Annotated in this window: 21 protein-coding genes, 1 pseudogene and 2 riboswitches; of the genes and pseudogenes, 3 read left to right on the top strand and 19 right to left on the bottom strand. The window is 46.2% G+C overall.

Going from position 1 to position 23,317, the window contains the following annotated elements:
• The 9 genes from DFP97_RS11580 to DFP97_RS11540 form a co-directional block, all read right to left on the bottom strand.
• A complete protein-coding gene (locus tag DFP97_RS11580; protein WP_114380131.1) occupies positions 1 to 651 on the bottom strand; it encodes an urea amidolyase associated protein UAAP2 in 651 nt (216 codons plus the stop codon).
• A 57-nt stretch (positions 652 to 708) separates the two neighbouring features.
• Complete coding sequence (locus DFP97_RS11575; protein ID WP_114380130.1) at positions 709 to 1,422, bottom strand: urea amidolyase associated protein UAAP1; 714 nt, start codon at positions 1,420 to 1,422, stop codon at positions 709 to 711.
• A gap of 54 nt (positions 1,423 to 1,476) precedes the next feature.
• A riboswitch (guanidine-I (ykkC/yxkD leader) is annotated at positions 1,477 to 1,615 on the bottom strand.
• A 113-nt stretch (positions 1,616 to 1,728) separates the two neighbouring features.
• The gene (locus tag DFP97_RS11570; RefSeq protein ID WP_114380219.1) at positions 1,729 to 3,072 is read right to left on the bottom strand and encodes an APC family permease; all 1,344 of its coding nucleotides are present in this window, start codon (positions 3,070 to 3,072) and stop codon (positions 1,729 to 1,731) included.
• A 76-nt stretch (positions 3,073 to 3,148) separates the two neighbouring features.
• Positions 3,149 to 3,253: riboswitch (guanidine-I (ykkC/yxkD leader) on the bottom strand.
• 212 nt (positions 3,254 to 3,465) lie between these two features.
• Positions 3,466 to 5,610 carry an amylo-alpha-1,6-glucosidase gene (locus tag DFP97_RS11565; protein WP_114380129.1) on the bottom strand — a complete coding sequence of 715 codons (2,145 nt, stop codon included), beginning with the start codon at positions 5,608 to 5,610 and terminating at the stop codon, positions 3,466 to 3,468.
• Between the two features lie 23 nt (positions 5,611 to 5,633).
• Positions 5,634 to 6,473, bottom strand: coding sequence for a carbohydrate ABC transporter permease (locus DFP97_RS11560; RefSeq protein WP_114380128.1), 840 nt, complete (start codon positions 6,471 to 6,473; stop codon positions 5,634 to 5,636).
• A 39-nt stretch (positions 6,474 to 6,512) separates the two neighbouring features.
• Positions 6,513 to 7,391, bottom strand: a complete 879-nt coding sequence (locus DFP97_RS11555) for a carbohydrate ABC transporter permease (RefSeq protein WP_114380127.1) — start codon at positions 7,389 to 7,391, stop codon at positions 6,513 to 6,515.
• Positions 7,392 to 7,507: 116 nt separating this feature from the next.
• Positions 7,508 to 8,869: an ABC transporter substrate-binding protein gene (locus DFP97_RS11550; protein WP_114380126.1), complete on the bottom strand. Its 1,362-nt coding sequence runs from the start codon at positions 8,867 to 8,869 to the stop codon at positions 7,508 to 7,510.
• Positions 8,870 to 9,120: 251 nt separating this feature from the next.
• Complete coding sequence (locus DFP97_RS11545; protein ID WP_114380125.1) at positions 9,121 to 10,131, bottom strand: LacI family DNA-binding transcriptional regulator; 1,011 nt, start codon at positions 10,129 to 10,131, stop codon at positions 9,121 to 9,123.
• Positions 10,132 to 10,276: 145 nt separating this feature from the next.
• On the bottom strand, positions 10,277 to 10,660 hold the full coding sequence (locus DFP97_RS11540; protein WP_114380124.1) for a winged helix-turn-helix transcriptional regulator: 384 nt from the start codon (positions 10,658 to 10,660) through the stop codon (positions 10,277 to 10,279).
• A gap of 114 nt (positions 10,661 to 10,774) precedes the next feature.
• Between DFP97_RS11540 and DFP97_RS11535 the strand changes: the two genes are divergently transcribed.
• Entirely contained in the window at positions 10,775 to 11,788 is a 1,014-nt protein-coding gene (locus tag DFP97_RS11535; protein WP_114380123.1) for a zinc-dependent alcohol dehydrogenase family protein, read from the top strand.
• Between the two features lie 228 nt (positions 11,789 to 12,016).
• Here the strand turns inward: DFP97_RS11535 and DFP97_RS11530 are convergent, their stop codons facing one another.
• Complete coding sequence (locus DFP97_RS11530; RefSeq protein WP_114380122.1) at positions 12,017 to 12,976, bottom strand: acetylxylan esterase; 960 nt, start codon at positions 12,974 to 12,976, stop codon at positions 12,017 to 12,019.
• 213 nt (positions 12,977 to 13,189) lie between these two features.
• A complete protein-coding gene (locus tag DFP97_RS11525) occupies positions 13,190 to 13,369 on the bottom strand; it encodes a DUF3934 domain-containing protein (protein ID WP_114380121.1) in 180 nt (59 codons plus the stop codon).
• A 208-nt stretch (positions 13,370 to 13,577) separates the two neighbouring features.
• Here DFP97_RS11525 and DFP97_RS11520 point away from each other — a divergent pair, with 208 nt between their 5' ends.
• Positions 13,578 to 15,194 carry a GMC oxidoreductase gene (locus DFP97_RS11520; protein WP_245976122.1) on the top strand — a complete coding sequence of 539 codons (1,617 nt, stop codon included), beginning with the start codon at positions 13,578 to 13,580 and terminating at the stop codon, positions 15,192 to 15,194.
• Positions 15,195 to 15,329: 135 nt separating this feature from the next.
• On the top strand, positions 15,330 to 16,325 hold the full coding sequence (locus tag DFP97_RS11515; protein WP_114380120.1) for a DUF5667 domain-containing protein: 996 nt from the start codon (positions 15,330 to 15,332) through the stop codon (positions 16,323 to 16,325).
• Positions 16,326 to 16,471: 146 nt separating this feature from the next.
• Here DFP97_RS11515 and DFP97_RS11510 read toward each other — a convergent pair whose 3' ends face one another.
• The 8 genes and pseudogenes from DFP97_RS11510 to DFP97_RS11475 form a co-directional block, all read right to left on the bottom strand.
• The gene (locus tag DFP97_RS11510; protein WP_114380119.1) at positions 16,472 to 16,975 is read right to left on the bottom strand and encodes a DinB family protein; all 504 of its coding nucleotides are present in this window, start codon (positions 16,973 to 16,975) and stop codon (positions 16,472 to 16,474) included.
• A 217-nt stretch (positions 16,976 to 17,192) separates the two neighbouring features.
• A complete protein-coding gene (locus DFP97_RS11505) occupies positions 17,193 to 17,732 on the bottom strand; it encodes a DinB family protein (protein ID WP_114380118.1) in 540 nt (179 codons plus the stop codon).
• A 599-nt stretch (positions 17,733 to 18,331) separates the two neighbouring features.
• Positions 18,332 to 18,682, bottom strand: a pseudogene (locus DFP97_RS11500) (sigma-70 family RNA polymerase sigma factor); the annotation flags it as partial.
• A gap of 302 nt (positions 18,683 to 18,984) precedes the next feature.
• Positions 18,985 to 19,635 carry an SGNH/GDSL hydrolase family protein gene (locus DFP97_RS11490; protein ID WP_114380117.1) on the bottom strand — a complete coding sequence of 217 codons (651 nt, stop codon included), beginning with the start codon at positions 19,633 to 19,635 and terminating at the stop codon, positions 18,985 to 18,987.
• 110 nt (positions 19,636 to 19,745) lie between these two features.
• A complete protein-coding gene (locus DFP97_RS11485; RefSeq protein ID WP_147275048.1) occupies positions 19,746 to 20,219 on the bottom strand; it encodes a peptidylprolyl isomerase in 474 nt (157 codons plus the stop codon).
• A 104-nt stretch (positions 20,220 to 20,323) separates the two neighbouring features.
• Entirely contained in the window at positions 20,324 to 20,446 is a 123-nt protein-coding gene (locus tag DFP97_RS31900) for a hypothetical protein (protein WP_281270961.1), read from the bottom strand.
• A 334-nt stretch (positions 20,447 to 20,780) separates the two neighbouring features.
• On the bottom strand, positions 20,781 to 22,355 hold the full coding sequence (locus DFP97_RS11480) for an ABC transporter substrate-binding protein (protein WP_181873474.1): 1,575 nt from the start codon (positions 22,353 to 22,355) through the stop codon (positions 20,781 to 20,783).
• 59 nt (positions 22,356 to 22,414) lie between these two features.
• On the bottom strand, positions 22,415 to 23,293 hold the full coding sequence (locus DFP97_RS11475) for a carbohydrate ABC transporter permease (RefSeq protein ID WP_114380114.1): 879 nt from the start codon (positions 23,291 to 23,293) through the stop codon (positions 22,415 to 22,417).
• Positions 23,294 to 23,317 lie beyond the last annotated feature (24 nt).

The raw sequence follows: 23,317 nt of genomic DNA, 5'->3' as shown, positions 1-23,317 counted from the left end.
TTAGCGATCCCAGATCAAGACTTGAATCGGCGTTGGATTATAAGCATTGCATGGATTGTTAAGCTGAGGGCAATTGCTGATTAGCACGGTCGTTCGACCATATGCTAGCAGCTCTACGTAAGCGCCGGGCGATGAGACCCCATCGTCGAACCTCAGTCCTCCCTCAGGCGTAACGGGTACATTCATAAAGAAATTAATGTTCGGCGCCAAATCTCGTTTATTGTAATTGCCGCCTCGGCTCGCTAATTGCAGCATGAATGTATCCCGGCAATTATGCATGTGCAGCTTCTCATGCGCATATCGAACGGTGTTGCTCTGAGCGGAGCATGAGCCGCCTAACGTATCGTGCCTCCCACAAGTATCGGCAACGATCCTTAAGAGTTCCTTACCGGATTCCGCCAGTAGTATGGAACCTGTTGTCAAATAAATATTACCTTGACGTACAATTGTTGCCGTAGCGGAGTAATGGTCCTCCGGATGATCCGCGTCATAGAACAAGGTATCAGCCGCTTGATTGCCTTCCAAATCCACAATACGCAGCACTTGACCGGGCTCAAGATCATGCATCCAGCCATCCCCGGCCAAGATGACCTTATCATAGACCGCATTCTCTGGCTTGCGATCACTCTCAACACGTATAAAAGCACTCATTCCAAATCCCTCCTGAACGATCATGGTTACTTCACTAATCAACGAGCTCGCACTGGGTTAAATCAGTCCGTAAAAGCTCCACGTATTCTCGAAAGCACGGCGATTCTCCGAACGATGGTTGACGCATACATCCTGGTCATCGACAGGCTCTGCTTGCAGAACCTCCATCTTCACCGGCACAGACGGATAAGCGGATCGGGCATCCAGCGGATTGGGCGTATTCGATAACACAAGCAAGACATCCATCTCGGTACGAAGCGTGACCGAGGCACCAGCGTAACAATGTTCGGCTACATGGTGCATGGAGCCATTCTCATCGCAGATCACCTTGGAAAATAAATTGACGTTCGGCATCAGATCCCTCACACCAAGACCATTACGGATCAATTCAACCGCGAAGTTCTCCTGTCCGCTGCGGTGCCAATCATTGCGCAATTCCTGATAATTCGTACTTCCGTATTTCGCATTCGTCATTGCGCGAGAGGTGTAACTGCTGATCGTGTCATGCCAGCCCAGATCATCTGAAACAATGCTCGCCATGACGCGCCCATTGTCGCTCATCAACGTGTTGCCTGTTGATAGATGTGAGGTATACTGCGCTTTCAGTGTGTCCGGCATGTTATATCGTTCGGTCAAATCGTGTGCATGATAGAGCAGAAGGGATACATTCGCCCCTGCATCAATTGCGGTAAAACGAAGCAGCTTGCCACGACTAATCCGGCCTGACCATTTTCCCCCTGGTTCCATGACTATACTCCATATCATCTTCATCCCTCGACTTTCTTGAAATGATGTACGAGTAAATAAAAAAAGCCTGGGAGAGTAATCTCCCAGGCTTTTATCCTTCCGTGTCATATGGCTCGTGAAGCGAGTATGCTCAGCGGCAACAGCTTCCTACCATACGCCGTCTCTTGGACCAGACTCAGTCAACTAATCGACCAACGGAACCCTAGACAGCTTTGTCGTTCCTGACAATTTAATAAGAGCAGGAACCTTGATTCAGTTGTCATCTTAGCTAACATGCAATCAGTATATGTTGAATCACCATCGATGTCAACATACTTCACAACTAAGCTTTTACTCATGCTCCATAGCTGCCGAAGTTCCTTCTAACAGGCTCCCTCTCGTACGAAAGGCACTTGACACTTTCGTGCGATAGAGGTAATAACCTAGACCCGCAGCCAACCAAATGCTGCCAAGCATCAATGCATTGGTATCCATCAAGGTAATGAGCCAGATGATGAAAGTGGCGCCCGCCAACGGGAAGATTAAATATTGAATCGTTTGATTCCATGAGCGCATTTTCCGCTTGATATAGCATTCCGCAATAACCGACACATTCACGAATGCAAATGAAGTCAACGCACCGAAGCTAACGAACTTGACCGCCATATCGAGACTGATGGTAAGCGACAGCAGCGAAATGATGCTCACAAGTACTATATTGTTAGCCGGCGTACGATATTTCGGATGGATCGCCCCAAAGAACTTCTTCGGCAAAATGGAATCACGGCCAAGTACGTAGAGCAGCCGGGAAACACTGGTTACGGAGGTTAACCCTTGGGTGAAGATGGCGAAGATCAAGACAGTCGTAAAGATGGCGCCCAATGTAGCGCCGCCAGCCATCTTCATCAGCTCAAACCCGGCAGAATCGAGATTCGCGAATGACATGGCAGGATAGCTCATCTGGATCAGATACGAAGTGACCACGTATAGAATGCTTGCAATTAGAATGATTAGCATGATGGCGCGGGGTATTGTTTTCTTCGCATTAATCGTCTCCTCGGCCAACGTGGATACCGTATCGAAGCCCAGGAAGGAAAAGCAGATAATCGATGCCCCTGCCAGGATTGTAGGTAAGCCGACATCCAGATTGCTGAATGGCTGCACGACCTCTTCAAACCCGTTAAACCCTCTGATCAGATAGATGCAGAATATTGCGATAAATACAATTTGGAACAAAACGAATATTTTGCTTAGACTGGCTGAGAATTTAATCCCGGCTATATTCACAATTGCAAGGACGATATTCAGCAGCACTATCCAGACATAGGCGGGAACAGCCGGGAATTGCGCATTCAGGTAGATGCCGAAGGTCAGACATGCGATGATCGGCGAGAAAAGATAATCAAGCAGAATCGCCCAGCCAACGGTGAACCCAGGGATGGGATGCATCGATTGCTTGACATACGTATACGATGAACCGGAACCTGGGAAGATCTTCGCCATAATACTGTAGCTGTAAGCTGTAAAAAATATTGCGATTACCGAAAGTGAGTAAGCTTCTGTGATCATACCCTTAGATGCATCGTACGCAATCCCAAAAACTGAGAAGTAAATCATTGGTGTCATCCAAGCTAAACCTAACGCAACCACCTGAACAAGTGTGAGCGATTGGCGAAGTGTAACCTCTTGTTTCATCCCCATACTCTCCCTCCGACCTCATCTAACAAGCTTATACAAAAAGAAAAAAGCCCATGGGATGATATGTAACATATCCTCCCGGGCTTTTATCCCTCCGTGGACACAGCGGCGAAGCTGTGCGTCTTCTCTCGGACCTGTCCGACACACAATTTGTCGCGGAACCCTAGAAAACAATGGTTATTCAGTTAGGTTGTATCAAAAGCTGCTTGCAAGCAGATGAACCGGTTCAACTTTTATGTTAGTTAATATAACATATTTATTATGAATTTCAAGAACTTTTTGCAATCCCAAGAAAAATAATGTCCGAATAGCTGACATTGAACAACAAAAGAGCGACAGCCAAGCGGTTCTCCGCTTGGCTGTCGCTCGAATTTCAAGTTCAATAAAGGGCTATCGGATCTCCATAGTGAAGCTAGCGGAACCGCCGATCGTCCACCCAGTCGTGTTCGCCAAAACTTGGTACGTGAACACGCCGTTCCTGCGTTGTACCTCCACATTCATGAAACCATCGCCGAGACGCATGCGGCTGACCGACAGTTTGTTCATGCCGGTTGGCAGAGCAGGCTCCAGTATAATCTGGCGTCCCGTATAGTCTAGGCGCATGCCGAGCATCACTTGGACAAACATCAGTGGTGTCGCAGCCGCCCATGCTTGCGGAGAGCAAGCGACCGGATAACGGACCGGTTTACCCCGCTCAGAGGAATGACCGCAAAAGAGCTCCGGCAGACGGTTGTTCTCGAAGTGCTCACCGGCTTTGAGCAAGCCTTCCATTACAATCACCGCTTCCTTATGGAACCCCTGCGCATTCAAACCCATCAGACAGACAGAGTTGTCATGAGGCCAGATGCTGCCGTTGTGGTAGCTCATCGGATTGTATGCGATCTCGCCATCAGCCATCGTACGAATCCCGTAACCGCTGAACAACTCCTTATCCACCAATTTTCGCGCAATCGCAGCTGCGCGCTCACCGCGAATCATTCCAGACATCAGCACATGACCAGTATTGGAGGTCACGGTTTCAACTGGTTTCTGTTCCTCATCAAGTGCTAGCGCGTAATACTGATCACTCTCCACCCAATACTTTTCTTCAAAACGAATACGAAGCGCTTCCGCTTCCTCCTTTAGCGCATTGGACCAACCGCTCCAATCCGTGGTTTCAGGTTTCAACTTCAACGTGCCAAACAGCTGAGAAAGAGTCGACTTCGCCTGATACACATAACCTTGGACTTCCACTAAGGCGATCGGTGCCTTCGCATATTCACCACTACGATGAACAATAGAGTTTCCGGAATCCTTCCAGCCTTGGTTAGCAATTCCCTTCTCTGACTCCTGGAAGTACGAAACGAAACCGCTGCCGTCGCGGTCGCCATAAACATCGATCCACTCCAGCGCGCGTTTGATGTGCGGAATCATCTGCTTCAGCAAAGCGGAGTCATCCGTCCATTTCACATATTCACCGATCAAAACCAGGAATAATGGTGTCGCATCGATCGTTCCGTAATAAGGCGTAAACGGAATATTTCCTGTACCCGCTAGTTCCCCGCTCCGCAGTTCATGCATGATTTTACCCGGTTGCTCATCGCGCCATGGATCCACCTTCTCACCTTGGAAATGAGCCATCGTAAGTATAGTGCCCTTCGCGATTTCAGGATGGATGGACATCAACTGCAACGCAGCGATTATACTGTCACGCCCGAATGGCACCGCGTACCACGGCAGTCCAGCTACCGGAAAACGGCCGTAGCCGAGATCGGTCAACAAAACACGAATATCCTGTAGCCCGCGGTCATACAAGTTGTTGAACATCGGCAGATCACTTTCCACCTTGGTCGATCCTTTCTCCCAATCCGTATAGGAAGCGCGCAGTGATTCAACCGCAGATTCAAGCGGGTAACGTACCGGCACACAATTGCCGATAATCGGCATCACATAGAACGCAACCGACTTTTTATCACGGGCTTCCAACGTGACATTGAAAGTCACCTCAACGCCGTTTTCCGTTATTTCCACTCTAGCCGGCTTTTCGTCCCACTCTACGAGCAATTTCCGAGCGACACCGTCTTCACCGTCGTATCCAATCTCGAAACCCGTGTCATATTGCTTGACTCCTGATTTCTTGCCCACTTTTCCATTCTGAAACCCGCGAACGATAAACATATCCTGAAAATCCGCGTCAAACAGGATGGACAGCTCGAACTTGTCCTTATGTGGATTGAAATTAGTCATTTTCACCGTCTCGTACATGACATCCTTATAGATAAAACGTGTACGAACAATTTCTAAAGCCTCCGGCCACAGACACACTTTCCCGTCAACCTGGGTTGCGGTATTTGTTAGAACGATCTCCGAGATGTAATTCTGATCGGCTTCCGATTCCAGAAGATTCGGATCCGCCCCGTTAATTTTCAAAGCAAGACGACTCAAAAAACGCGTATCCTTCGTATAAAGGCCGTGTCCGCAGTTGTTCTCCGATATGTTTCCTGATAAATCCGTCAGCAAGAATAAATCGTTCTCTTTAATAACTCTGTAATCCATATACATATTAGCTCCTTAAATGATTATCCCTTAACCCCGGTTGATGCCACACTCGCTTGCACTTGTTCTTGAACGATCAGATAAATAATAATACCAGGCAGCACGACCATCGTAATCGCCGCGAACATGTTCGTGTAATTATAGGAGAACGCTTCGTCAAAAAATTGCAAAGCAACCGGCAGTGTCCGGTTCATAGAACTGGTGGTCAAGATCAGCGCGTAAAAGTACTCATTCCAGCTGCCCAGGAACATCAAAATCCCCGCTGTTGCGATTCCGGATTTGGCTAGAGGCAGGTTGATATTCCAGAAAGTCCGCCAGAAGCTCGCGCCGTCGATCAAAGCAGCTTCATCAAGATCCTTCGGAATGGTCATAAAGGTCGCCCGCAAAATGAACAGTGCTAATGCCAAACCAAAAGAGGAATAAACGAGAATAAGCCCCGTTTTCGTGTCGTAAAGGCCAAGCTTCATAATAATCGAGAAAATAGGTTGTGCTTTCGCATGACCAGGAACGAGCAATGTTATCGTGCACAGGGCGTAAATAAAGTTTTTGCCCCGAAAATCAAATTTGCCAAAAATATAGCCTGCAAGGCTGTAAATGAACAGCCCGACCAAGGTGGCCAATCCGGCGATCCAGATTGAGTTCTTGAAATAGATCAGAAAATTATAGTTCTGAAAAACATCGATATACGGCTGTAAACTAATCGTCTGCGGCAGAGAGAAAGGATTGCCCAAAATCTCCTTGTTCGTCTTAAATGACGACATCATGATCCATAAAATCGGGAACGTCGATACGGCTATCGTAAAGATCATCACGATATAGATAAACAACTTTCCTAGGATTTGCGGCATTACACTGTTTTTCATCGGGTTGACACCTCCCACTTTAAGGCAATGTTTTCTTTCTTAATAAATCTTTTCGTTCATCTTGAAAAGTCTGCTCACGACGATCATGACCAGCACGCCAATAATGATCATAACGGTTGCTGCTGAGTTGGCATACCCGTACTCGGAATTCACGATGCCGTTGTACAACATCAACGGGATATTATACGTATCGTTGCCCGGGCCCCCTCGGGAGGTAAGCGCTACTTCTTCGAACATGGCAATGCGCGCAGTGATGGACAGAATAACACCCGTTCCGATTGCGCCTTTTACAAGTGGTAAATTGATATAACGGGTAACCTGCCATCCATTTGCGCCGTCCAGAAGTGCAGCTTCATGAACTTCCTTGGGAATCGCCATTAATTCATTAAGAACAATAAGTGTGACGATGACAGCATAGAACAACCAGGTCAATGTAATCGCAATAAAAGCAGCCGGCGACTCATAAAACCATTTCACATGGAAGTCGGAGAAGCCGATATCACGCATGAAATTGTTAATGACTCCGATGTCATCATTGAATATAAATTTATAGATGATAGCCCAAGCAGCAACAGAGATAACATTGGGAATCATGAATGTACCCCGTACCACCCGCCATCCGAAGGGCCTTTTATACAAAATGAAAGCTACGAGCACCCCGAAGCCTACATGCAATGTCGCAGCAATAGCAGACCATAAAAAGAGGTTTCGCAGCGAGATTAGAAACGTATCATCATATGAGACGAGGTTGATGTAGTTATCAAGCCCGTTAAACTTTGGAGAACTGAAACCGTTCCATTCCGTAAAGCCTGTAACAAAAACGGTGACTATCGGTGTCAAATTAAACATAAGAAACATCAATATGGTCGGTGCCAAAAAAATGGCAATCCATAACTTAGTGCTCCATTTCTTGTTCATTTCCTTTCTTCAGCTCCTTTCTGCAAAAAAAGTTCCCCAAAATGCATATGCCCTTTGGGGAGTCCTTAATGGACCAAATTGGGATCTCCCGCCGTATGGCGGGAGAACCGTTGCTTTTATTTTTTGAACTGTTGGGCTTTTTTTGTCATTTCTTCCGCAAATTGTTCAGGCGTTAAGGTACCTTTAGCCAGCAGAGGCAGGAACTTGCCGAATTCCGTACCTGCGATTTGTTCCGGCCAGATGATGCCAAGGGATTGTACGGTTTGCTTCAGGTCGCTCTTAATCGTGTTGTTCAGTTCAAGCAGAATCGGATCTAGCTTGGAGTCAAATTCTGCGGAGGTTTCCAGTTTAGGGGACGTTCCACCTAACAACACCATTTCCGCTTCCTTCTCTTCAGGCATGCTCATGAATTCTAGAAAGGCCAGAGCTGCTTGCGTTTCTTCTTCCTTTAGTCCCTTCGGAATCCACCAAGTATATTCGTTAACCGTTGCAAGCGCCACACCGCCAGGATAGATCGACGCTCCGACTTTTTTGTCCAGTCCTTCAGCAGCTTTGGTTGTATCACTGAAATCAGGCACCATCCAAGGTCCGTTCGCGATGATAGCTGTTCTTTCATTTAAGAAGTTGTTCGCCGCGTCAGCATAGCCTGCGCCGATGGCATTGTCGGTTGTATATTTCTCGAACCATTTTTTTATTTCAGCAAATGTGTTGATCCACATTGGATCCGTGTAATCATAAGAGAATTCCGTGCTCTTTAGAAGCTCGGCACCACCAGGCTCGTTGGCAAGGAAGGAAGATGCCAAAAGCATCGATGTCCATGCGTTTTCGCCGGACATCAGGGATAGCGGTGTGAATCCCGCTTTCTTCAAGGACTCAAGAGCCTCATCAAACTCAGCGAAGTTCATTTGCGAGATCGGCTTCGTAATACCAGCTTTCTCAAACATTTCCTTGTTGTAGTACAGGCCAATCGGGCTGAAAGAGATGATCGGCAGAGAGACGATTTTACCGCTTTGCGTCGTGTTATAAACGAGGGATTCCTCAACCATTAGCTTCTTCATCTCAGGCTTCGAATCAATCCACTGTTTCAGATCATAGAACTTTTCTCCCTTTACGATTACATCGCGAAGGAAATCCTTGTCTCCGCCTTCGATTAAAGCAGGAAGCTCGTTTTGCTGCGCAAGCAGTTTAATTTTTGCCGCATAATCATCCTGTGGAATTTCTTCAATGACGATTTTATATTGACCGGCATACTTGTTGTTGAAACGTTCAACTTGAGGCAGAAAAAATTTTGCACCCACGTTCTGGCCGCTCTTGTAATGAGGGATATTAAGAACCACTTCTTTTTTCGGAGATGCGGCGTCCTCCGTGCCATTCGACGTATTGTCAACTGTGGAGTTTCCGTTTTGTCCGCTGCAGGCCGTGATGGTTAGTAATATTGAAAGACACAGCAAAAACAAGGCTTTACTACCTTTTTTCATGCTTTTCTCCCCTTCTTTGATTGATTATATTTAAAGTTTCCAATGAGGAACGCTTTAAATCGAAGTTAATTAGTTAAAGAACCAAAGTTTATAAAGTCTTCGAATTATCTCCAAAACGTTTTGGAAAAATTGCAAAAAAAATATCTTTTCACGGCTAAAGGGGGTTCTAGTTTGCTTTAGGATTTAGTTCATTGGTAAGTATTATTCGAAATTCCCCAAAACGTTTTGGGGAAATTGTAGACCTTGCACGGCTAAAAGCGGTTTCTAGCTGTGCTTTCACGAATAATCAGTTCATTGGTAAGCATAATTTTGTGGTGTACCTGTCTGCCTTCCAGCATATCGATTAACATCTGAGCGGCCTGATATCCCATTCCATACTTATCCTGTCTAACGGTTGTAAGATTAGGCGAGCAATAGGATGCGAGTGAGATGTCGTCAAACCCGACGACGGAAATATCATCCGGTATTTTTTTACCCAAAAGATTAAGCGACTGCATGGCTCCTAATGCCATAATATCGCTAGCACAAAACACAGCCGTTACGTCTGGATGCTCGGTCAAGATGCGTCCGGCCGCTTCATTTCCGCCTTCTTCCGAAAAACGCCCGTCATAGACCAGTGCGGGATCATAAGCGATTCCAGCTTCCTGCAGCGCAAGCCTGTAACCGGATAAGCGTTCGTGACTTACGGCTGCTTCCCCATACCCGTTTATCATGGCGATCCGCCGGTGTCCAAGCCCTTCCAAATGGCGAACGGCATCTCTTGCTCCGCTTAAATTATCGGTCGTGACATGACCGACTCTTTCTCCAGAAAACGGTATATCGATCATCACACATGGAAAAAGCGATTGCGAGACCACTTCTTTTAGATAAGGATCATTTAGGCGTAGTCCTTGCAGAATTGCCCCGTCGACATTACGCTCACGGCACAGATCGGTGTACGTTTTCTTCATCTGTTTGTTCGGGTTAGTGCTGAATAAAATGATATCGTAGTTTAGTTCGCCCGCTCGGTCGTTAATGCCGCAAAGTACCTCAAAAGCAAAAGCGTCCTTGACGTTTGTTCTCTTTAGATCGGACATGATGACGCCTATTGTTTTCGTTTTTTTCAGAACAAGGCTTTGGGCCTGAGCATTGGGTCGATAGGATAATTCTTCCGCAAGTTTCTTAATTCGCTTTCTAGTCTTCTCATTGACATCGGAGTAGCCGTTTAAAGCCCGGGATACGGTGGTGATGGATACTCCAGCTGCTTTAGCAAGTTCTTTTATGGTGACGACTGGAAATCCCTACTTTCCAAAACGTTTTTGTAGTTTGATTATAACGAGTGTTGTAAACGGTTGCAAGTACTTTATTTCGCATTCATATAAGTATACTTCATCTTCTTCTGAGATAAAAATGAATCAAGTTTTCACGTCACTCCTCCTCCCTCTGGTCGTATTCTTCTCTCGCCTTCTCGACAAGCGGATAATTTTCGTTCGTCCACTGCTTCAGCGGCCTCATCAATTGGCTCAACGATTCGCCTAGCGGGGTCAATGAATATTCGACCATTGGGGGTACGGACGGCGTAATATCGCGTCTGATTAATCCATCCCGCTCCAGCTGCCGCAGCGTTTGGGTCAGCATCTTTTGCGATATGCCCTCGATTCGCCTTCTCACTTCTCCATAACGCAAGCTTCCTTCATCCAAAGCGTAAATAACTAGTGCCGTCCACTTATTCGAAATAATCTCGAGCACCCTGCGATAACTGCATGCTGATATCGAAATGTCGGGTTGTTTGAACCCGATTAGATTTGTCATACGTACCCCTCCTCACGCACCTTGAGGTTCCCAACGAACGACAAAGTGCCTACTTACTTAATTTTAGTTCATGTATTATTGTATGTCTACAACCTTTAGAAGGAGAGATGTTCATTGAAAACATATGAAATTCAAGGCGGGTTTGGGCTTGATCATGTCATCGCTTCCGAACGTCCGGTTCCTGTTCCTGGGCCTAAAGACGTGCTCATCAAAATGCGGGCGGTTTCCCTTAACTACCGAGATTTAGGTGTTATCGAGGGGTTCTATAACCCGAATCTGAAGCTGCCTCTCATCCCGGTATCCGACGGCGTCGGAGAAGTTGTTGCTTTGGGTGAGCAAGCATCCAGGTTTAAGATCGGGGACCGCGTTAGCGCAATTTTCACACAAAGCTGGATTTCCGGCGAACCGACGCAGGAGGGTTGGGTTAGCACGCTTGGAAACCCTTTAGACGGGCTCCTCGCAGAATATGCAGTCATACGCGAGGAAGGTTTGGTTAGGATACCTGAGCATCTGACTGATGAAGAAGCAGCCGCACTCCCTTGCGCGGGTGTAACGGCGTGGCATGCCATCGTCGAGGAGGGCAGGGTCAAAGCCGGCGACACGGTTGTCGTGCAAGGTACCGGCGGCGTCTCCCTGTTCGCACTCCAATTCGCCAAGCTTCATGGCGCAAACGTCATCGTTACATCGAGCAGTAACGAGAAGCTGGAGAGAGCAAAGTCGCTCGGCGCAGATTTTGGCGTCAATTACAGTAGCAATCCCGATTGGGATAAGGCCGTTCTTGAACATACAGACGGCCGCGGGGCCGATCTTATCGTCGATCTTGGCGGTGCGGCTACGCTTAACCGGTCACTCACGGCTCTAAGAGTGGGCGGGCAAATCAGCATTGTCGGCATTTTATCGGGAGCCAGCGTGGAAGGCTTCAACATCGTCCCCGCTATCCTGAAGAAGGCACGGCTGCAAGCGATCAATGTCGGCAGCCGTGACATGTTCGAGGCGATGAACCGGGCGATCGGGCAGAACACGCTGCGCCCGGCCATTGACCGCGTTTTCCCGTTCGAACAAGCAGTCGATGCGCTTCATTACTTGGCTAAAGGCACTCATTTCGGCAAGATTTGCATTAGATTCTAATTTCGTTATAAATTTAGTTATAAATAACAGGGGTTATCCCTCAAGGTTATAACCTTGAGGGATAACCCCTGAATAACTTCGTGATATAACCAGCCGTGCGTATGGAGAGAGCGTCGTACTCTATATTTATGTAGTTATTTGGTTATGAATGATGGTTCCTGCTCTAGATTTAATAAACTGAGCGAGAAACAGGAGTGATTCCTGTTACTCGCTCGGCTTAAAGAACGTCTACTTCTCCAAGAAAAACTGCATGGTCATATCGGCGAAAGACGGCAGATCCTCATGCCCATAGTCCGGATAGATTTCCATACGCTTCGGTGACGTAATTTTATTATATACAGCGAACTGCGTTGAGGGCGGGCAGATCGTATCCATTAATCCTGTTCCAAAGAGAACCTCTCCCCGAATACGCGCGGCCAGAAACTGAATATCAATATATCCGAGCTTCGTAAAAATCTCCTCTTCCCGCTTGTGCTGCGGATCAAAGTGACGGAAGTAAGTACGCAGCTCAGCGTAAGCATCTTTGGCCAAATCCATTTGCCACACCCGTTTATAGTCGCTCAGAAAAGGAAAAACGGGAGCCAGCTTCTTGATCCTCGGCTCAAGCGCCGCGCATGCGATTGTCAAAGCTCCGCCCTGCGACCCTCCCATGGCCATGACCCGGTCCGGATCGACCTCCGGCATTTGCATCGCGATTCCCGCGAGCTGAGCGGTGTCCAGAAAGATATGACGAAACAACAGCTGGTCCGGTTGGTCACTTAGCCCCCGAATGATATGTCCATGGTGCGTATTTCCTTTGACGCCTCCCGTATCTTCCGAGAGTCCTCCCTGTCCGCGGCAGTCTAGCGAGAAGAACGAATATCCGAGTGCGGCATAACCCAGCTTGTCCTGCCAATTGCCCGAATGTCCGGTATAACCATGGAATTGCAGTACCGCCGGATGCGGCTCCGGTACATTCTTCGGTTTTATGTATTTCGCATGAATGCGTGCGCCTCGTACTCCCGTAAAATACAAATCATAGCACTCCGCATACGGTACTTGAAAGGAGCTGGGAACGAGCTCTATTTGCGGATCAACAGCTCTCAACTCTGTAAGCGCCCTATCCCAATACGCGTCAAAATCGGCCGGACGGGGACTGACACCCTCATACTTCTTCAAATGCTCCAAGGGCATATCTACTAATGGCATTAATATTACCTCCTAATAATTAGAATGATGTACAAGTCATTTGAAAGAGTCCTCCTTATTCTAAAAAAAATGGTTGCGGATTGGAATAGCCAAATATTCAGAGGTCGAAATCTTCAGAGGCCGGTTTATCATCCAACAATAAAAGACCGCAAGCCTCACATTCCTGCGAAGCTGCGGTCAATCATGTCGATTCATTCCTATTGTTCTTTTTAATTACTTCTCCGGATTTCCGCCTTTAGCCGCGTTAATATTGCCGCTATTGCCTTTTGCGCTGTCCGCTCCTTTATTTTTGCTGAAAACCCTTTTGGCCGATTTCGCTTTTGCGCTTGCCTGCCATCGGTTCCAGCCCTTCTTGTCTGTTCCTCTTCCGGTCCCGCCTTTAGCCTTGCTCATATGATCACTCCACTATTGTAACCTCTATTTATGCTCTTGTTCTTTGTTTGCATTACATATCATTATACCATTAATTCCATGAACAATTCTTCTTGAGCCTAATGTATCTCAGGAGGTAATAAACGCAGGTTTTTCTCATATAAATCTTATGGTTGCGGCGTGCGATAATGACCGGTCACTTGGGCCGGGCAAAGAAAGGAAGAGGTTCATGAGGTTCTATATCGGCAATAACGGTGAGACCTTAAGAAGCATCGTTCGCATGCAGAATGTCAAGCTGGATGAACTCATTCCCCTCAACCCGCATGCAGCGGATCCTGACGCAATCATTTCCAGATGGCCGGTCATGCTGCCTCCATTACCGGTAACCGCGGGATACCAGGAACCTTTGACATCCTCCCCGCGCCAAACGGACTACCGAAATGAATGGATTCCGCTCACTCCGCTGGAAAAAATGGAGCAAACGGAGTACGATGTGCTCATTGTCGGATCGGGAGCGGGCGGCGGCGCTGTTCTCTCGAGATTATGCCAGCAATGGGGTGCAAACGATAAAAAGATCGGTATCGTGGAAGCGGGAGATCTTCTGCTCCCGACGCATTTTTATAACATTCCAACCTACACTCTCCCTCGTTTTAGAGTTTACTTCGATAAAGTATCCAGACCGGTTCAGCAAACCTATTTCAGAGAGCTTATCGCGTTTGGCGGCAGAACATTGGCCTGGCAGCTGGTTGCACCCCGTATGCCCCTTTCGGAGACCGTAGACTGGCCAGTCCCTGCAAACGAATTGGAATTTTATTTTTCGCTTGCGGAAAGGGCTATGAAAGTAACTCCCTTCTATCAAGAAGGTTCTTATTATACAACCCTTTTGCTGAACCGGCTTCACGATCATGCTTTTCCTGAGGCAATCCCTATGCCGATAGCGGTCGACCGGGAACCGACCGTATTCGGACAGCTTCATTCAAGCCCTGCTTTCAGCTCTATCGCATGGTTTGCCGAAGCCTTGAACCTTCGTCCATACGATCTGGCTGTCAATTCCCGCGCCGTCCAGATTCTTACCGGGCAAGAAAAAGTATCAGGCGTTAGGGTGATATCGACAGACAAGAAATCGTATGAGATTAAGGCTAAAACCGTCGTGCTGTCGACAAGCACGTTTGAGAACCCTCGTCTGCTGCTGGCATCCGGGATTCCGGGACGGGCAATCGGCCATTATCTCACCACCCATTCGCTTAGGGGGTTAACGGGATATTTTGACCGCCAACAATTTCCGGAGGTTTTGGGAGCACTCGGCATTCTGGTCCCGGGTACGGAAAATCGTCCCTACCAAGTCATGATCGGCGGCCCTCCGGAGGAATATAATGCATACCAGCAATATCTCATTAAACCTCTTCAGGAAAAATTGAGAGTGGTAGCCGGTGCCTTTGGCATGGTCGAATCCCGGTTTGAAAACCGGGTCGAATTAGATCCGTTTGAGCGGGATGAATACGGGGTACCGGTTATCCGGGTCCATTTTTCTTATAGCGAAAAAGATCATACGGTCATTCGTCAAATGGAGCAAGGCGTCAGACAGCTATTTGCAGCCATGCAAGCCACAACAGTAGAAGAGGAAATAGGACCTTTATTAGAGGCCATCCATGATGCAGGGACCTGCAGGATGGGGATTGACCCTGATACCTCGGTAACGGATCCATATGGCGAAGTTCATGGCGTATCGGGACTCTATGTAGCGGATAACAGCGTCATTCCCAGCAGCGGAACGGCCAATCCCACGCTGACCACCGTTGCTTTGTCGATGCGTACAGCGGATTATATTATCAAGAAGTTGAATTAATATCGGCTAAATACATCGCAAATTCGGGCCCTTACAGAAAAAGGAATTACCGTCTACCCCCAAAAAACGTATCCCCATCCCGTATTGTTTGAGTGCAGCTGCAGCTAAAACAATGATACGAAGGTGGTAGTCGGGATGAATCAAAAACAAATAACGGAATCAAAAAGATATACTTTCTTAGCCAAGGGAGCTTTAATTAGCATGCTTGTATTCGGCGTTGGGACAGGCAGTGCGTTTGCTTCCGAGGAAGCAGCTCCGGTACCTTCTCCTACGGCGACAACGGAGGTATCGGCTGAGGTATCGACAGAGGTGGCCATTTCGAAAAGTACAGAGAAAACGCCAAACCTTTTGCCTGGAGATTTCTTCTATTTTATTAAAGTCGTCTATGAAAAGATCAAGTTATCGATTACAACTGATGATGTGAAGGAAGCCAAATTACTCGCTGAATTCGCTCAAGAGCGTCTTTCCGAAGCAGCTGCCTTACATGCTCAGGGGGACACGGAAAAGTCGGAAGAAGTGCTTAAGAAGTCTTTTGAAAACCAGCAGCTTGCAATTGAATTAGTAGAGGCTGAGGCGGATGAAGAGAATGTGGAGAAGGATCTGGAACAGGCGGTAGAGGTTAAATCCGACCTGCAGCATAACATTATCGCTCTTACCGCCGCGCTCGAAAAGGTGAAAAACCCGCAAGCCCAGCAATCGCTCTTGAAAAATATTATAAAGTCTTTCGGCCACTTGGAGAAAAAGCTTGCCAAGCTCGAAAGCAAGACTCAAGTGGAACAAGCTTCCGAGACTTCGACTGATCAGGTGGCAGCACCTGCGGTGGCTCCTGCCGGTGCGGATACGGATACGGATATAGTCGTTTCCAGTGGCACCGATGCAACGACTTCAATCGAAACCGAGACAGAACAAGAAACGGTTGTAGACAAGAAAACGAAGCCGGTGAAGGAAGCAAAGATTGAAAAGGAAGAAAAGAATAAGAAAGTAAAGATTGATAAAGAAATAAAGATTGAAAAAGAAATAAAGATTGAAAAAGAAGTAAAGATTGATAATGATGCAACTCTCATCAAACAAATGAATGATAATAAGAATAAGCATAATAACAATAATGAAAAAAACCAAAACAGCAAGTAAAACAGAACGTTTAGAGGCCTGCAGACAAGTTAGTCTGTGGGCCTCTTAACGTCTATCGCTCCAAAGCCGCCTAATTCCCTCACTTGTACCCCCTTCGTTAAAAATCCCACTTCAGCCAAACGGCCAAAGCGGGATATAGTCTTACTCTATATTACCGGAGCCGGTGCGCCATACTCGGCCCACTGCTCTTTCGTCGGACCGTAAAGATCCGGCACACGAAGGCCGGCCTGACGCATCAGAACCGTCATTTGACCGCGATGATGAATCTCATGCTTTACGAGGATATCCAGCGTCAAGCCGTTGGGCCATTGATCGCCGTACATGTCGCTCATGATGAGCAGATTCTCATCCTTCCAACTGGACTGTACAGCATCAAGCAGCGCTTGCGAGGTCCGCTTATAGACCGCCGCAATTTCCGCTGCCGAAGCTGGCACCGACACATCTTCGCCCGGTCCTTCGAAAGATAATCCAGTCCGCGATGGCATTTCGTGCAACGTCTGTACAAGGTGCCATGCAAGACGTCCAAGCGTTCTATGGTCACTTGTTACCTGTTGGCCAAGAGACTCGTCGGTGAGCATCTCCAGCGTCCGCATCGTTGCTGCCGTTTCATACCGCCAAGTTGCGGCAAAATCCTCGATGTGTTTATACATATCCAACATCTCCCTTTTGTAATGGAATAACATCATATATCATTGTTTGATTTCAATATTTGTAAGTGTGTGTTCCGTTAGTTACTCTTCAGAGTTATGCAAATGTAAATGAAACTCTGGTGCTTGTAACTTGTGCTATCACTTTAAGGTACAGACTCCTTTTGGCGTAAAAACGTAACCGTTCTTGCATAAGTAGCCGCGGAAGACGGTGTTTAGCCTAATTGGCAGGAACTGTTGACATACTAGTGTTTGATTCATCCTGGTACATAAAAAGTCCATATTCTGTCATAACAGAGGAGTGGCCCAGTTGACGAAGCATAGCAGACAAATTACCTCGGTGGTACGTACCATGATTCACAACTTGTATAATAAATTCTGAATATCTGGTGTTCAAAATCCCAGCGTAAGGATTATCCAAAACAACCCCTTTCTCAAGATCCGCATGCCCGTTAAGACATGCTTTGAATCTCACGGACAAATCGTGATACATAGCCTCCAGTTCCTCAAGGCTTCTAGCTTCTGCATCCGCCTCGATTTGAAAAGAAGCTTCCATGGCTTCATTCATACTTTTACCCATCAGGATGTCCAGCCAACCGCAATCAACCTTGTATATATGTGCCATGACCTTCGACACCGAAGAAAACACGCTTTGAATTTCTTGTTTGTATAGGTGATGCGGTAGCTCCTTTAATCGATTAAAGATTATTTTATTTGCCCATACATGATAGTCGTAAAATCTCAAACTATGATTTGTCATTTCAATTACCTCCGGTTTTTGTAGTTTACTTATGTATTCATCATACAATGGCAACCCTGACAACTGTATGTCAGGGTTATATTATGAGCAGCTTCTACACAGAAGCTGCTTTGTAATTATCACGTTTTTCGGCTTTCTGATTCTTGTATCACTATAGTGTTCCGATGTTCAAGGAAAATAAAGTATTAGACTAGACCCCAGTAATAGAAACAGCGGCTGCCAGGGACGTGAAAAGAAGTCCTAGACTGCCGCTGTTTTATTGCTATCGTATCCGTTAGTTGAACAATACATTTAATTATCAAATGTAATGATTAGTCTAATATCGGATGGATATTTATTTTCAACTAAACGGTTAACAACAAAAATCTCTTTCCACATTCTCGATAGTTAACGGATTCATATACTTTTTCGCCATTCATGGTCTCATCTTCGTATTCAAACACTTGATCTTTTTACAAGAGTCCCTTGAGCACGCAGAGCTGTAACAACTGTAAAGAACCGATTTTGTTGCACCATCATTCATTTCCAAACTATAAAACTTATACTAAGAATGATATTAGATCAAAGGATGTACTTGATCTTCTTATGCTGCTTCTTTCTCACTTGTTCCTCAAATAATGATACAGCTTCATGAGCGCCCTTTTCTCAATCCGCGACACATACGATCGCGAAATCCCCAGCTCCTTCGCAATCTCCCGCTGCGTCCGCTCTTCCCCGCCAAGTTCTAGCCCAAACCGCCCAACAACAACTTCCTTCTCCCGCTCACCCAGTATTTCCAAATTACGATAGATTTTGCGCTTCTCTATCTTGAGCTGTACCTTATCCACGACATCGTCCGCTTCCGTCCCGAGGATGTCGATCAATGTAATTTCATTCCCCTCTTTGTCTGTACCGATGGGATCATGCAAGGACACATCTTTCCTCGTTTTTTTCAACGACCTTAAGTGCATCCTCGAGATCTTCTCCTGTATTGTCGAATTTTTTGACATTGTGAACAAGAACCGATGTAAAAGTTCAATGTCATTCCGGGCTACATATGAGTAGCATCTCCCCTAAATAAGCGACCCAGGATAAATAATCCAAAAAACAAAGCAGCGAAGTAATCACCTCTTCGACGTCGTCGAGTTGACCGACGCGACCAAGAGCGATTCCTGCGACGTGCTTGTTTATCTCAGGATTATCGCGAAGTGCTCCATCGCTGAAATCAGTAGCGATGGCTCCTAGGGCAATGGCGTTGACAGGATCATAAACGTCAAAGGATGGCCAAATGACTCTCCTGTACGACGGCTAACCACTGCCGTGCGATCAGTTCGTGGCCTGCCGCCGTCGGGTGCACCCCATCCCAGATCCAGTATGACGCATCGGCTCTCTTGCAGGCATCGTCAAACACAGCTTGTAGCGGTACGAAGACCGCGCCAAATTCGTCAGCGAGCTTTCGGACGGCTTCCTGGTACCGAGGCATTCGTTCCTGCCAAGCTTCCCATTTTGTCGCAATGGGGGCGACCTGGAGAATGAACGGCTCGCATAAGACCAAGCCCACAGCCGGGAGAACTTCTCTCGTTTCCTCCAACAGAAGACGGTAAGCACGCTCGAATCGATCGGTCGCACCTCCGGGCTCGCCGTTTACGATCCGCCAAGCATCATTGACTCCGATCAAAATACTGATCAAATCGGGCTTTAGACTGAATGTATCCTCATTCCATCGTGCATACAAATCCGATACCCGGTTCCCGCTGATCCCCCGATTGAGAAACAGCAGCCGGTTTTCTGCCAGTTCATAACCGAGCTTGCCTGCAATGATATAAGCGTAACCATGCCCCAATATATGATTAAGATCATCATTGCGTCCTCTGGCTCCATCCGTTATCGAATCACCTTGAAACAATATTCTTCTGAACTTCATCTTGTAACCTCCATTAACTTGGACTATTCGTCATGAAATCGGAATGTGGATAACTTTATTATGGAATCGACCCTTATTTTGATCTGCATGGGCAAGTGATTGTTTAATGCTTAACGCACTTTCAATCGGTCATACACGTTATGATTAATCGTTACCTCGGCTTGTCGTGCCCACTCGCTTACCGTATCCTCGTACTTGCTGTCCAGATACTGCTCCCTCACATCATTCTTGACGGATTCGAAATCCTTGAATCCACGATCTTCTCTCTCCAAGAGCTTGATTATATAGCCGCCAAATTCGAAAATATCGCTCGTCTGTCCGCTGTCAAGCTTATCGGCTGTCTGTCTAATTGTTCCGTAAACTTGGTAATCCGCTCGTTTAAATGTCCCTTCAAATGTTTGCTCATCGGCATCGATACGGAAGGACGCTTCATTTTTCAATAGCGCGATCTCTTCGTTTAAGGTTTTGCCGCTTTTCAATTCACGCACGACTTGTTCCAGCCTTGACAATGCGGCTGTCTTTTTTCCTTCATCGATATTTCCTTTGCCGTCTGAGAAAAATAATCCCAGCTTTTGAAGCCGCACCGGCGCCGGACTCCTGAAAACGGTATTCTTGATTTGATCGTAATAGTTTTGCAAGTCGCTATCTGTAATCTGCCAACTCTTTTCAGCCAAAGCTTTTTTCAGTTCTATCGCCGTTGGTCATTTTCCTGTTTTAGCTTGGATAGAAACGCATCGTAAGAAGTATCATCGAGAATACCATACTTCTTTGCTTCGATTTGCTGAACCTTCGCTTTGACAAGTTGATCCATGGCTTGCTTATTTCTCTCCTGATCTGCTCGTTATGGTTTTAATTATAACGGGCAGGAGAAAGTTCATGAATCGTTCAGAGCGACATAATAGAACACAAATATGTCGCAAATGCGCAGGTGCAGCGGGGGCAGCGCTTCTGTACATGCGAGGTTGGATATGGTTCGACCAAAACGATGTTTCCCCGCTTTCCGTCATTATAAAGGTATGACGCATGGAGCTTATCGAAAGTAAACCATATATTTCTTATAATGTAAGGAACGTAAGCTAATAAAAAAGCTTTTCAATCTGTATAAACAGACTGGAAAGCTTTTTGGGAAGCAACTTGTTTAAAGATTATTTGGTGATTTTCCAGGCATCGATTTGTTTTTGCATTTCGGCAATAATTTTATCGGAGCCCGCAGCTTTAAGTTTTGCCACGAATTCGTTGTATTTGGCTTCCGAGGCTACTCCTAAATCAATTGCTCTGTGGTACTCATCGTAAACTGCGTTGGTTTTACCGATTTCAGCTTTAACCGGCTCAGCATCAAATGTGAAACCTAGCAATTTGGATGGAATCGCACTTTCGTTAATTTTCTTCGTATCTTCCCAAATGGTTTTTGGCATGCCTTTCTCTACGTTCGCCAGATAATTGGAAGCAAACATCCATGGCACGTATGGATTATATTCTTTTTGGTCATCGCCGGGAACCATAAATCCATCGGCATCGATTTTATAGTGTTTATCTTTGATACCGAAGTTCAACAAATTATATAGATCTTTATCCGTGTTCATAAGCTCAAGCAGCATCATAGCTCTTTCCGGGTTTTTCGAGTTCCGGTTGATCGCCATCATCGTTGCAGTGATGCCGCTTGTCGTCAAATGCGCAATGTTAGCTGGAGCATCCACACTTAGATATCCATTTTGCGCAAGACCAATCTGTTCATTGCCCGGTTTATAAGTTCCACCCATGCCAATCATACATTTACCGGCTTTGCAGGCTCCAGGATCATCAGTTTTTGAGGAAATACGCTCTTTGGAGTTCATATAGCCTTTTGCATTCCAGTCTCTCAATGTCGCGACAAATGCCTTCACTTCATCTGTTTCAAACTGATTCACTACCTTCAGGCTGTCATCTGAATAAGCTACAACGCCTGGAGTGTGGAATCCGACAATCGGTTCAAAATTGAAAGCATCCGCAATTTGGTCCATAGACATGCCAATATATTTCTGCGGATAGTCTTTAATGACTTTTTTAACGATCGGTTCAACAAGGTTACCAAAAGTAAATCCGTTGATTTTTCCGGCAAGGGTATTGATATCAAAGTTATATTGATCGGCCAAATCTTTTGGAATACCGATGGACGGCGTTCTTGCGGAAATTTGCTGATTAACGAAACCGTAGATTTTCCCTTTTACTTTCGTCGCGTCCCAAAAACTTTTGGGAACATTGGCAAACGATTGCGGAGCGTACTTTGCAAGCAGGTCATCAAGCGGCAAGAAAGCACCTTTCCCTACATTTTGCGAATAGTTGTTGATCCAATTTGCAGTAAATGCGATATCATAAGGTTCGCCGGATGCAATAACAACCTTCATCTTCTGGTCATAATCACCCCACGCAAGCGGTTTAAAATCTACTGTAGCATTGATCTTTGCTTTAATGACTTTATTGACTTCGGCAAAGACTTGATCCTGCTCAGGCTGTGGCCAGGGTCCTACGAAATACCAAGTTAGCTTAACTTCAGGCAGGCTAGCTGGCGTATTTGCAGCCGCTGATGGAGCTGCCGTTTCCGTTGCCGTTGCCGCCGGGGTGCCTGTTGCAGCTGCGTTCGGTTTGCTGGACGAGCCGCATGCTGAAAGCAGCATGGTGAAAAGGAAAATCATGATGGTTAATACAATTCCTGCTTTTGATGCCTTAAAGCCTTTTGTCATGGTGAATCCTCCCCTTATTTGGTTAATATATCTTAAAATGGACATTGTCCATCATTAAGCTAGCCTTTTACAGCTCCTACCGTGAGCCCTCTGACAAAATATTGTTGAAAGAAAGGGAACACGGCCAGCATAGGTCCTGCAGCAAGAATGGCCATTGCCATACGGGCGGATTCCGAAGGGATCACAGCATTATTTAATCCCGGCGGCAATTGATTGCTTGAACTGGTCAGGAAAGCGATATTGCTCATCATTCTATATAACATATACTGCAAAGGGACCAGGCTTTCTTTCTCGATGTAGAGCAAGCTCAGAAACCAATCATTCCAATATTGCAGTATTGTGAACAATGCAACCGTAGCAAGGCCCGGTTTGGCGAGAGGCAGTATGATCTGAAAAAAGATTCTAAATTCACTGGCGCCATCCATCATGCAGGACTCGATAATATCGTAAGGAATTTTCTGCATAAACGTTCTTAAGAGCAAAATAAACCAGGGAACGGCAACATAGGGCAAAATCAAAACCCAGATCGTGTTTTTTAGGTGAAGATAGTTGCTGAGTAATATATACGTTGGCACCAATCCGCCATTAAACATCATGGTAAAGAATACATAGAAGCTTAGCGGGTTTTTGAATCTATAATCGTGGCGGGACAGCGTATAAGCTATACATGCCATCACAATAAGGGAAATAAACGTGCCGAGAATACTGACGATAATCGATACTTTGAATGCATTTATAATTTGAATCGGTTCATAAAGGACATACGCATAAGCGTTAATATCAAATACGCGAGGGAACAAACTATAGCCATTTTTGATAATATCGGTTTCGTTGCTTAAAGAGATGGAGATGATTGATACCAGTGGAATGATACAAGCTAAACTAAATAGGATGAAAACAAAGTGAATGATCATTTGCGGCAATGTTTTTTTCGACATTCTGTACTCACCTCCATGCGATTT

Source organism: Paenibacillus prosopidis, assembly GCF_003337375.1.
GTDB classification, from domain to species: domain Bacteria; phylum Bacillota; class Bacilli; order Paenibacillales; family Paenibacillaceae; genus Pristimantibacillus; species Pristimantibacillus prosopidis.
This window is presented reverse-complemented; position numbering and strand designations above follow the sequence as displayed.